Here is an 11610-nt window from a genome sequence, read left to right on the forward strand (position 1 = left end):
TTATTCGCCTCCAGCACGATCATATTAACATTGAAGGAAGAAGAGGAGGACTTATGGCAGATCCAGCAACTCCACCAAGCCGTATAAGCGTCGCCTTGGCGCGATTTGATGTCGATCCCGACGAAACCTTACCCTCTGGCGGTCCACCAGAGGAGGTCATCATTATCCCTGACGGTCCCCTCGAATGCCCTAATTATGTATACTTGAGGGCAGATGAGCAAGAAGACGAGTCTGTCTCCCCAACGGGACTCAGGACATTGACCCTCGCCACGAAGGCACCAGCGATCCGGCTCATGGGAACGACCACGAATGTCGGACTGGCCAAAGAACACCTGACCCGTGTTGCACGTGACCGAATCCCTCTGCAATGCCGTACCGCTGAGTTTGTTAAGGGATCGATTGAACTGGGGGATGCGATTGACACCGGCTCGGTTTCCGAATTGGTCAAAGCACTCGCCCGTGAGCGTCGCTTGGAGGCGTGGGATCGGCTCATGCGCATGGTTGCGATAGCAACAGGGAATCATGATATGGTGATGCCCAACGGCGTCACAGATAGCGGTGAGTTTTATACTGGATTCAATGCAGTCGGGACGCTCATGGGGGCCGATGGACCGGGTGAGAGTTGGCGCAGCGAGATCGTCAGGGAAGAGGTGGGATCTGAAGAGAACATGGGTAATAAATTAAAATTCCTTAAAATGATTCAAAAACATCTTGGTCTCCCGTGGCAACCGGTCCTTCTCCAAGATGCCGACGACACCGTCTATCACGTTGCTGGTGAGCCTCAAACTTATCAATGGTCGGATGAGAAGGCCACTGTAGAGAATTTCTGGAAAAGCTACGATAATGGTGAATTTTGGCAGGCGACAATAAAATTCAAACCAGACAAAAAGCTTCATCCGGATCAGCAATATTTCGGTATCTCCGCCGTCAAACTGGATGAGAATACCTATTCGATCCTCATGGACACCACAGACCTCCTGGAGGACTCGAGGAAAAAAGGTCTACTTCATGGGCATCTCTCTTATGTCCAGGTCCGAATGATTCAGGGACTCATGAGACATCTGAAAACTCTGAATCCTAAGGCAAAGTTCGTGCTCAATTCCCATTTCCCGCTTGATGATCTTGATGGTACCATCTACCAGGTTTTTAGTTCAAACAATCACCTTGAAGAAATCTTGAATGACGAATCGGTCGTCGCGGTCATCGTCGCCCACACCCACGAGTGGGATATGAAGGATCTGAATTCCGGCAAACTCCGAGACAAATTGAAGATCAACCGACGCACCCCCCTGCTGCAATACAATGTCACCTCGATAATAGATTGGCCGGTCGGTGCAGCCCAGATGACGGTCCAGTCAGATCCAGAATACCTGACCCTAACCCTGCATCGAATTGATTTTACGGATACGCTTCCGTCGATGGATGCCGATGCCCAGAAAAAATTCGATGACATCGATCCCGAGCTCCTCTCGTTCGCTACCGCCTGGCACGACATGACTGATGCAAGGTTTAAAGTCCTCGGCCATCCAAGGGCAAAACTGGGTGAACAACTTTTTGTTGCAGGTGACATCCATGTAGGCTTGGTCCCGGAACCGGGCAAATTTTACTATTCCCTCATGACCCACGATGCGATCCCGGTCGATGTCGTCCGGGGGATGCTCACAATGCGGCATGAACAGGATATCTTCGCCCTTGAGCTAAATACCGTTACGGTCCAGGATCCCTCTGGAAATTCTACACCCTTACGTCCCGCGGCAACGGTTGTTGATGAAGAATCCAAAAAATACCTCCAGCATCTTCGCGCCTATTATACCAATTCCCTGATCGCCCATCGGAGCAGGGATAAAAAGAAGGCGAGTGAAGCGCGATCCGCGATCCGGGCTCACCAGAAGGCTATCGACGAATCAACCAGGACCCTGCTCCACGCCTATCAAGAAGTAATGCAGCAATTAGAAATTGAGATGCTCCCCCTCGACGATAAAAAGAAGGCCAAGAAGACTTCGGATGCAGAAAATTCAAGGTTGAACTACCTGAAGAACCTCCATGATATCGCAAGGATCTCTGTGGAGCGGGCTGTTGCAGCAAAGAACTGGTTCCTGCTCTTTAATATTAAATTGGCCCAGGGACAAAAAGAAGACGATCTCGCCACGATGAATAATTTCAGGTCTCTCGACTACTGGCGCGACATGGATAGATTCATCCAGAACCTCCCTTACAACCGATGGGGAACCAATGAGGTTAGTCCGGCAACCGCCTATCGACTCCATATCCATGAGCGATCGGCTGAGCGGAGGGCGAATTACCTTGGGGACAAACCAAAGCGGAATGTCCCGCCGGTCGTCACGATTAAAGTCAATCTGACAACCAATGAAATCGTAACACTCACCGATCGCCTCCCTGACTACACCCCGGCAGAACAGCAAGAGATCGTCGCCGGCTGGCGTGGGAAGAGAGATTCAAAGGGTCGAGAGACCGATCTGACGGAGGGAGAGCTGGATGAGGCCCGCCAAGCGGTCGATGAGCAAAACCCTGATTTTAGACATCACCCCGCGTTTCAGGCCGGTGGCCGATTTGGAAATGGGGCAAGTGCGGCACGTTTTGGGGCGGGATGGCAGCTCCATTGGTCACTCCGGAATGGTGAAGGCAATAAGAGCTGGCCACGTGTCACTGTGGTCCCCGCTGTCGAATATGTCTCGAATGGTGATGAATTTTTACGTGTCGACAATCGGGTTCGCGAGGTCGGTGGATCTGTAGCCGGCTACTACGAGGCACTTGGCTGGCTGGGAGTCGGCGTCTCAGTCAATGGTGCAGCCCACTGGAACAGTGAGGATCGTACACTCCGTGAGCCAGGGGGGCGAGTCGGTGGTGATGTTCGAGCCCATATTGCCGATGGGGCATTGATCGGTTACTTCGGTCATGATTGGTACCTCGGTGAAAGGGACGGCTGGGTTGGTGGCTTCATGCTCGATCCGTACGCACTCTTCGACACATTCAATGTCAGAATCCCGTGGCTCGGGATCGACTTCGGAAGAAAACCAAAACCACCGCAGTTGGACATTAATCCTACTGAATAAAGCCCATAATCCCTTTTCGGATGATCATGACCGCAATAGAGGCGAGGATCAGGTTCGAGATCTTTGCGATCGTCTGAGTCCCTGACTTTCCCAAGGCGCGTGTGATCGCACCGGAAAAACTGAACATAAAGACGGCGATCAAGACATTCAGGATCGTCGCGATCATCGTCGGAAAATGACCATGCTGTTCCGCAAGCAGGAGGACCGTCGTCAAGACAGCCGGCCCCACAATCAGCGGAACCCCGATCGGCACCGCCCCGAAGCTTTCCGGATCGACCGATCGCTCACGGATCGTCCGGCCTGTGGTCAAATCAGTCATCGCGATAATAAAGAGGAGCACCCCCCCTGCCACCATGAAATCAGCAACGGTAATCCCTAAGAGGCGAAAGGTTGCCTGCCCCACAAAGATAAAGATCGAGGCAACGATCGAGGCGGTCAGAAACGACTGAAACAGGATCCTTCGAATCCAGGGCTTCCGGACAGACGAGGTCAGGCTCACATAGAGCGGCAACATACCGATCGCATTGACCGCCACGAAGAGCGGGACAAAACAGAGCCAAAAATTTTTCATATTTCTTCCCTTGTCATTTTTTTGGGAGTGGGTCAATAAGGCCTTCTGAATGTCGATTCAGCGACTCATTAGTTTTTCGGGAATTTTCACAATCCTTTTGGTCGCCTGGCTCTTCTCAAGTCACCGAAAGAAGGTCTCACTCAAAACGATTTTTGCAGGAATTTTGATCCAGCTCCTGATGGGTATTTTTGTTTTTATCACACCGATCGGTGTCAAGGTTTTCTCCTTCTTGAATGATGCCGTGGTCCATATCCTGAACGCCTCTTATGAGGGGGCTCGGTTTCTCTTCGGCCCCCTTGCGATTCCACCCGGAGAAAATGGATCGTTCGGCTTTATCCTGATCTTTCAGGCGCTCCCAACGATCATCTTTTTCTCCGCCCTCATGGGAGCGCTTTATTATCTCCGGGTCATGCCGTTCATCATCAGACAGTTCTCCCGTCTTTTCACCAAACTGATGGGAACAAGCGGTGCGGAATCACTCTGTGCAGCAAGCAATATTTTCGTCGGCATCGAGGCCTCGACAGCGATCCTCCCCTATCTCAAGAAAATGACCCGTTCCGAACTGATGGCGGTCTTGACGACCGGTATCGGCACGATCGCCTCGAGCATGCTTGGTTTTTACACGATTATTCTTCACGAACAGTTTCCCCAAATCGCGGGGCATCTCGTCTCGGCCTCACTGATTTCAGCCCCAGCCTCTCTCCTGATGGCCAAGGTTTTGCTTCCAGAGACGGAAACCCCTGAAACCCTCGGAACTCATCTGACTGATAAAAGTCAAAGCGCCTCAAACCTGATGCAAGCAATTATTGAAGGAGCGATGGCAGGTGGAAAATTGATTTTCGGGATCGCTGTGCTTCTCGTCGCCTTTTTAGGATTGGTCGCACTGATCAACATCGGCCTCTCGGGAACTATTTCCATGAAACTTCAGGACCTGCTGGCTTATCCGTTTTACCCCTTCGCCTTGATGATCGGTGTAACGCCGGCTGATGCGATGGAGGTCGCCCGTCTTCTCGGTTCCCGCGTGATCCTGACCGAAGTCCCCGCCTATCAGGAGCTGGCCCGGTTGATCGCGGAGGGGGTGGTACAGCCTCGTAGTGGCCTGCTTGCGACCTACGCCCTCTGCGGATTTGCGCATGTCTCGAGTGTCGCAATTTTTGTTGGCGGTACCGCTGCGCTGATCCCCGAGCGAACCAAGGAACTCGCTTCCTTGGCCTTCCGCTCCCTCTTCGCCGCAACTCTCGGCTGCCTCATGACCGCCGCCGTCGCTGGGACGTTTTTATAAAAGGGAATTAGAAAAATAATTTGCGAAATTATTCATATGAAATAGAGCTATAGACATCATGTCATTACCGGTACTTGCAGCGATTTTTTTAATCACGATCGGGCTTGGCTATCGATTTTACGGGAGACTCGTCGCGCGTCAGTACGCCTTAAACAACAACCAACGAACGCCGGCCCATGAACTGAAAGACGGGGTCGACTTCGTCCCGACCAAGCCGTTTTATCTCTTCGGCCAGCATTTCAGCGCGATCTCGGCCGCCGGTCCGATCGCGGGACCGATCCTCGCCTGCCAACAGTTCGGCTGGCTTCCTTGCCTGCTCTGGATCGGGCTTGGTGTGGTGCTGATCGGCGCGGTTCACGATTTCTCAGCCCTGATTGCCAGTGTGCGACACCGCGGCAACTCGATCGCGGAGATTATCAAATTGAATATTGGCCATAAGGCCTGGCTCGCGATTCTGGGATTCATCTGGTTCGCCCTGCTCTATGTGATCGTTGCCTTCACCGACATCACCGCAGCGACCTTTGTCGGTCGGATCGAGGAGCTCGACGGAATGCAGGTCGGCTTTGAAAGAGGAGGCGCCGTCGCTGCTGCCAGCACGATGTATTTGACACTCGCGATCCTGATGGGAATTATCCAAAAAAAATGGAACCCACCACTCTGGCTCATGACGCTCGTCTTTGTCCCGGCAACACTCGCGGTGGTCTGGTACGGAACAGAGCTCGCCCCCTATTTCTTGCTCAGTAAAAAGGCCTGGGGAGGGATTATCCTTCTCTACTGCCTCATCGCCTCGCTCTTGCCGGTCTGGTTCCTCTTGCAACCACGAGGTTACCTGGGCGGTTTTGTCCTCTATCTAACCCTGGCCGTCGGTCTGATCGGAATCTTTCTCGGCGGTTATCCAATCCAGCAGATCCCTTTCAAGGGTTGGCAGGCGGCCGGTCCGACAGGTTCCCTCTTCCCGTTTCTTTTTGTCACGATCGCCTGCGGCGCCTGTTCCGGATTTCACGGACTTGTCTGCTCCGGCACCACCTCCAAACAGATCGATAAAGAGACCGATTGCCGACCGGTCGGCTATGGGGCGATGCTGCTCGAGGCTTTTGTCGCACTGATCGCGCTCGCCACAATCATTATTCTCTCAGACAACGAAATCAAAGGGGCACCCGGGGCGATCTTCGGTCAAGGGATCGGCCGGTTTCTGACACTTGTTATCGGAAAAGAAAACCTGGTCTTTGCGATCACGTTCGGGGCGATGGCTTTTTCAACCTTTGTCTTTGATACGTTGGATGTCACAACCCGATTGGGAAGGTATATTCTTCAGGAACTGACTGGGAAAAAAGGGCCTGTCTCAGCGACACTGGCAACTCTCGCGACCGTCGGAGTCCCTGCCCTCTTGATCGGAATCGCACCGGAGGGGGGATGGCTGCACTTCTGGATCCTGTTTGGAACCGCCAACCAACTCCTCGCCGCTCTGACACTGCTCGGTATTACGGTCTGGCTCTATCGGAGTGGCAAGCGTTACTGGTTCACTCTCTTGCCGATGCTCTTTGTCGGGACGATCACGCTCTGGTCTTTTATCAGTCAACTAACAAACAGCTACCAACTCGGCCTCACCGAAGGTTTTCATCTCGATATCCGTCTGATCAATGGGATCGTCACACTAACCCTCGTCACACTGGCGATTTTTATTCTTCTGAATGCCGTAAGATCGCTCCGCATCAAGCGCTCGACCTCGTCGTAAAATAAAAAGTTGACCCCCTGCCGGGCTCACTCGTGAGCCAGAGCCGCCCCCCCATCATTTCAACAATCCGTCTCGCGATCGCAAGCCCAAGCCCTGTCCCCCCAAATTTCCGGGTCATGGAAGAATCAACCTGGATAAAAGGCTCGAAGATCTTTTCATGATGATCTGAGGGGATTCCAATGCCGGTGTCTTCGATCTCAAAGACCGTCTCGAGCCCCTTATCATTCGGATAGACGCGAAGCGAAATCTGTCCCTTCTCGGTAAATTTCGCGGCATTGATCAGCAGATTCAAGAGAACCTGCCGAATCCGCGCCCGATCCCCCCGAATCGGGCTTCCTTTAAGGACAGGGACCACCTCGGTTTGGAAGGAAACCGATTTCCCTTGAAGCCTCATCTCGACCAGAGGGGCGATCTCGGAAACCAGATCATCGATAGAAAAGCTTTCCTCCAGAACAGTCATCTTGGCCGCTTCAAGCTTGGAGTAGTCGAGAATGTCATTGATATTATCCAGGAGGATCTGGGCGCTTGTCCGAACTGTCTCCAGACTCTGGCGCCTCTCGGGAAAGCTTTCTTCCTCAAGCAAAAGATCGGTGAATCCCAAAATCGCATGAAGTGGCGTCCGGATCTCATGGGACATATTCGCCAAAAATTCGCTTTTGAGCCGGGAGGATTCGAGGGCTTCAAGGCGAGAGGTCTCCAATTTATCGACCGCTTCACGCAGGGAATCGGCCATTTGATTCAATGATTCCTGAAGAAGCCCCATCTCATCCTTGGCATGGACCTGAATCCGATGGTGATAGTTTCCCAAGGTCAACGCCTCTGAAAAGGAAACCGCTTCTCCGATCGGCTTTAAAACCAGACGCTGGACGAGTCGATAAAGCCCCAATCCCAAAACAAGCCCCGCCGCAGAGATAAGGATAACGAGCCTCAAGAGTTCCCGAAATCGCAGGGAATGCAAGGCATCTTCCAAGGAGAAATAGATATTGATTTTTCCGACCAATTTCCCTTCAAGATAGAGATTTCGATCTACCTTCAGGTCATACGACAGTTGGGAATCTGTCCTCTCATAGACGTAGATTCTTTCTCCCTTCTCATCGAAGATTTCGACAACTTGCAGTGTCCTCGCAGCGACCTCTTCAATAATCTTACGCATCTTCTTCGCATTGAGATTCAAGAGGGCACCTGGAAGGGCTGATTCAAGGTAGGTTGAGGTGGCCTGAACCTCCCGATCAAGAATCTTCTGTTGATCCTGAATTCGCTGATAAATGATGATCGATCCAAGCCCCCCCAAGATCAAAACCAGAAGGGAGATGATTCCGTAAAAAATCTTATCGGCGATCCGTTGTCTCATTCAAAGGTCCCCACGAATTTCACAACCTCCCGAACCTGATCATAGTCACTCTCCGGCAAAACCATCCACCCCTTGTCCGGCGTTCCTTTCAGAAGTTCTTTTTTCAGAGGTGATTCATTGAGAACCATCTGTACTTCCCGAATCTTCTGGATCAATTCAGAGGAAACCCCTTTCGCGGCCACCCAGGCAATTCCAGGCATCTTCCCTGTCACCTCAACTATTTCAAAAATATCTCCATGTTTTTCGCGTGCCTGTTCGAGGTTGTATTCCCATGTCGCCCCCAGATCGATCTCACCCGATGCGATCGCATCCGTCACAAGGGTGTGGTTCTCAAAAAAAATGACCTCTCGAAAAATCTCATGAGGATCCACCCCTCTCTTCTTCATCATCGCCATCGGATAAGCCCACCCTGAAGAAGATTTCCGGGTCACAAACCCAAGACGAAACTCCTTCACCCTTTTCAAAAAATCATCGAGATGCCAACCGGCATGCCTTGATTTGAGGGCAACAAGATACCCTTTATAGGTAGCAAAACTCCCTCCTTCGCGTTCCCGAACCTGAGTAGAAATATACTGGAGGTTCGGTTCACGTTCCCTGGCGACAACATAACTGACCGGTGGAAGGACAAAGATATCAATATCCCCTTCGACAATCGCCTCAATGGCCGAATCATAATCCTCCATGACAAGAAGCTGAAATTTCTTCCCCACTTTTTGGCCAATAAAATTGAGAAGCGGATCGTAAACTTCTTTCATTTTTTTAGAATCCCCCCAGGGACTCACCGCAAAAAGAACCGTATTCTTATCCTGTTTGAGATGAAAGGTAGTCTGAAACCCCGAAGGGGTCCCAAAAAAAGTCACGAGTGAGATTGTTGCAACGACAAGGACAAGAGAAAGGAGAACAAAAATCACCCTGTTCATATAAACCTCGAATCTGTTATGTTCCCCCCATGGCCAAGAAAAGAAACTCCGAAAATGAAGTCAACGCGCCCCGTCCCTTTGGCCTCCACTATGTCCCCAAGGAACGGAGGATTCAACCGGATTATTCAAAAGGGGTTTATGTCGGCAAGGTCTCCGAAATCCCCCCCGGCCGTTCCAAACAGATTTTGCTCGCTCATTTTAACATTGCTGTCTTCAATGTGGATGGAAATTTTCACGCAATTAAGGACGCCTGTCCTCATGCTGAATACCCACTCTATAAGGGAACTCTGGAGGGATTTGTTGTTCAATGTGCGAATCATAACTGGAAATTTGACCTCCGGACAGGGGCCTGTGTCAAAGGTCAACCTGATGTTGCGGTAAAAAAATTTGAGGTTGAGATCCGAAATGAGAATGAGATCTGGTTAAAACTCTAACATGCCCTCCGTAACCCCTCTTCAGAGAGAAGCGATCGAATTTCTGGGTGACTCGGGAATCATCGCAGCCCCGGGCTCCGGCAAAACCTTCGTCCTGGTTCAGAAACTGGCCTGGCTCGTCTCCACACATAAGGTCCCGTTGAGTCGGATCCTCCTCGTGACCTTTTCAGAAAAGGCCGCCTTGGAGCTTCGAACAAGGATTAACGCCCCTTCTCTATCTGTCGGAACGATCCATGCGACACTCGCCCTGTTGCTTAGAGACAATGGAAAAGTCTTAGATCTGAACCCTGATTTCAAAATCCTCGAGGAGACGCTCGCGGGTCTCCAAAAATTAAGGATTGTCGAAGAGTTGCTGACAAGGTCATTAAAAGAAAAAAACGAGGAAACGCTGCGGTTTGTCAATCATTTCGGTTACCATCGATCGATCCGCCTCGCGACGGAACTTCTTTCAAAACAGGTCGAAGAGGATCACCCTTACAGATGGATTATTGCGAACCTTCGATCGGCTTATCAGGAGAAAAAAAGAGCCGGCTCCTATCTTGATTTCGATGATCTGGAGACTTATGGCCTCGCCCTGCTTCGGCAAAAAGAGATCCAAAAAAAAATTCAAAACGAATTTCAGTGGATCTTTGTTGATGAGTTTCAGGACACAAGCCCGATCCAATGGGAAATTATTAAGTCTCTCCATGAACCCGGGCTGAATCACCTCGTCATCGTCGGAGACCCTCGTCAATCAATCTATCGGTTCCGCGGTGCGCGCCCTGAACTCTTTTGGAAGGCGATCAAGCGGATCGAGGCCTCCAATGGAAGAATTTTCCACCTCGACGAAAATTTCCGCTCCACACCAGCAATCATTGATTTCGTCAATCGATTGGCACCGACGCTCTTTCCTGATTTTCCACGCCCGATGTTTGCCAAACGCCCTTCTCAAAACTCTCAGGTAATTCATCGAATCCCCTTGAAACAGGAGTCACTGGAACAACAAAGAATCGAGGAGGCAGGTCAAATAGCAACGACCCTCAAGCTTTTTCACAATCAGGGGATCGACTGGAACCAGATCGCGCTCCTTTTTCGGACACGTCGCGCGATGCCCCAGTTTGAAAAAGTCTTCCGTGTCGAGGGAATCCCATTCCAATCCGCCAGTGGAGAACCGCTTCTCGAAAACGCTGAGGTGATTTTAGTCAGCCTTTTCCTGAAAAGGCTTCTCGAACCGAAGGATAAACTCGCCAATCTGGCGTTGTCTTACTCTCCACTGAAAGATCTCACCATTTCAGCACCAAAAGAAGAACGATTGGAAGATTGGATTCAAAAATTTTTTGAGAAAATCCCTGCTTCGAAAAATATCGAGACCTTTTGTGAACTGATTCTCAAACTCCTGAAGGCAGAGCCCTCGACCCATTTGGGAGAACTTCTGAAGACGCTACAGACCTTAAGAAACGAGGAGGCGCGGATCCCTTGCCCAGCGCCAGATACAAACGAACCGGGGGTCCGGCTCTTGACTGTCCATGGGGCAAAGGGTCTCGAGTTTCCGGTGGTTGTCCTGTGTGATCTCGCCGGACGTCCCTCGACCGCTCGTCCCCCTTATCTCGAACATCCCGAGCTGGGAATTATTTTTAAGGAGAAAGAAACGGAGGCGGCAGGACTCAAAAATAAACTTAAAAAAACAGAACTTTTTGAGGAGCTTGAGGAAAAAGAACGCCGCGCGGAGGAAGAGGAATCAAAAAGGCTTCTTTATGTCGCTATGACACGGGCAAAAGATAAGTTGATTCTTCCACTTGTTGATTCAAATAAAACTAAAGGGAACTTAAAGACTTGGAGTGGCCTATTAAAATCGTTAGGTTAAAAAGGAACTACTCAGCCATCGTTCGCTCAAAGCGCTCCTCTTCTTCTTTGCACCGAATACAAAGATCTGTGACTGGACGTGCTTCAAGTCGGCGAAGATCGATATCCTCTCCACACCGCTCACAAACCCCGTACTCCCCCGCCTCAATCTTCTGAAGCGCTTTTTCGATTTTTTGGTAAAGAACGCGCTCACGATCCCGAAGTCTCAAATTCATCGACTGATCCGATTCGGAGCTTGCCAGATCGACCTCATCAGGGAGATCATCCGTGGAGAAACCGATCCCTTTTTCTTTCGTCGCTTCGGCCGCCTGCAAAATCTCCTTTTGACGTCCTAACAGAATTTCCTTAAAACGCTTGAGTTCTTTTTTGTTCATAAGTGGGGCATATTGAATTCTTCATGG

9 protein-coding genes are annotated in these 11610 nt (G+C 50.8%); 5 read left to right on the plus strand and 4 right to left on the minus strand.

What is annotated here, in order from left to right; genetic code table 11:
- Window positions 1–53: 53 nt before the first annotated feature.
- Window positions 54–3074: a hypothetical protein gene (locus tag HYT76_08050; GenBank protein MBI2083508.1), complete on the plus strand. Its 3021-nt coding sequence runs from the start codon at window positions 54–56 to the stop codon at window positions 3072–3074.
- On the opposite strand, the gene HYT76_08055 is transcribed toward HYT76_08050, so the two are convergent.
- Window positions 3064–3645, minus strand: coding sequence for a MarC family protein (locus HYT76_08055; protein ID MBI2083509.1), 582 nt, complete (start codon window positions 3643–3645; stop codon window positions 3064–3066). The genes HYT76_08050 and HYT76_08055 overlap by 11 nt on opposite strands.
- A gap of 49 nt (window positions 3646–3694) precedes the next feature.
- Between HYT76_08055 and HYT76_08060 the strand changes: the two genes are divergently transcribed.
- The gene (locus HYT76_08060) at window positions 3695–4927 is read left to right on the plus strand and encodes a nucleoside transporter (GenBank protein ID MBI2083510.1); all 1233 of its coding nucleotides are present in this window, start codon (window positions 3695–3697) and stop codon (window positions 4925–4927) included.
- A gap of 58 nt (window positions 4928–4985) precedes the next feature.
- Window positions 4986–6662 carry a carbon starvation protein A gene (locus HYT76_08065; protein MBI2083511.1) on the plus strand — a complete coding sequence of 559 codons (1677 nt, stop codon included), beginning with the start codon at window positions 4986–4988 and terminating at the stop codon, window positions 6660–6662.
- On the opposite strand, the gene HYT76_08070 is transcribed toward HYT76_08065, so the two are convergent.
- Entirely contained in the window at window positions 6640–8013 is a 1374-nt protein-coding gene (locus tag HYT76_08070; protein MBI2083512.1) for a HAMP domain-containing protein, read from the minus strand. The two genes, HYT76_08065 and HYT76_08070, sit on opposite strands and share 23 nt — an antisense overlap.
- Window positions 8010–8933, minus strand: a complete 924-nt coding sequence (locus tag HYT76_08075; GenBank protein ID MBI2083513.1) for a PhnD/SsuA/transferrin family substrate-binding protein — start codon at window positions 8931–8933, stop codon at window positions 8010–8012. The genes HYT76_08070 and HYT76_08075 overlap by 4 nt, the downstream gene beginning before the upstream one ends.
- A gap of 29 nt (window positions 8934–8962) precedes the next feature.
- Here HYT76_08075 and HYT76_08080 point away from each other — a divergent pair, with 29 nt between their 5' ends.
- Together HYT76_08080 and HYT76_08085 are read left to right on the plus strand one after the other, a co-directional pair.
- Entirely contained in the window at window positions 8963–9367 is a 405-nt protein-coding gene (locus HYT76_08080; protein ID MBI2083514.1) for a Rieske 2Fe-2S domain-containing protein, read from the plus strand.
- A 1-nt stretch (window position 9368) separates the two neighbouring features.
- Complete coding sequence (locus HYT76_08085) at window positions 9369–11210, plus strand: ATP-dependent helicase (protein ID MBI2083515.1); 1842 nt, start codon at window positions 9369–9371, stop codon at window positions 11208–11210.
- A gap of 7 nt (window positions 11211–11217) precedes the next feature.
- Here the strand turns inward: HYT76_08085 and dksA are convergent, their stop codons facing one another.
- Complete coding sequence (gene dksA, locus HYT76_08090; GenBank protein MBI2083516.1) at window positions 11218–11583, minus strand: RNA polymerase-binding protein DksA; 366 nt, start codon at window positions 11581–11583, stop codon at window positions 11218–11220.
- Window positions 11584–11610 lie beyond the last annotated feature (27 nt).

It is taken from the genome of Deltaproteobacteria bacterium (assembly GCA_016180845.1).
In the GTDB taxonomy this organism is placed as follows: domain Bacteria; phylum UBA10199; class UBA10199; order JACPAL01; family JACPAL01; genus JACPAK01.

Coding starts and splice junctions, on each gene's coding strand:
- HYT76_08050 (MBI2083508.1), top strand. CDS start 54: ATGGCAGATCCAGCAACTCCACCAAGCCGTATAAGCGTCGCCTTGGCG.
- HYT76_08055 (MBI2083509.1), bottom strand. CDS start 3,645: ATGAAAAATTTTTGGCTCTGTTTTGTCCCGCTCTTCGTGGCGGTCAAT.
- HYT76_08060 (MBI2083510.1), top strand. CDS start 3,695: ATGTCGATTCAGCGACTCATTAGTTTTTCGGGAATTTTCACAATCCTT.
- HYT76_08065 (MBI2083511.1), top strand. CDS start 4,986: ATGTCATTACCGGTACTTGCAGCGATTTTTTTAATCACGATCGGGCTT.
- HYT76_08070 (MBI2083512.1), bottom strand. CDS start 8,013: ATGAGACAACGGATCGCCGATAAGATTTTTTACGGAATCATCTCCCTT.
- HYT76_08075 (MBI2083513.1), bottom strand. CDS start 8,933: ATGAACAGGGTGATTTTTGTTCTCCTTTCTCTTGTCCTTGTCGTTGCA.
- HYT76_08080 (MBI2083514.1), top strand. CDS start 8,963: ATGGCCAAGAAAAGAAACTCCGAAAATGAAGTCAACGCGCCCCGTCCC.
- HYT76_08085 (MBI2083515.1), top strand. CDS start 9,369: ATGCCCTCCGTAACCCCTCTTCAGAGAGAAGCGATCGAATTTCTGGGT.
- dksA (MBI2083516.1), bottom strand. CDS start 11,583: ATGAACAAAAAAGAACTCAAGCGTTTTAAGGAAATTCTGTTAGGACGT.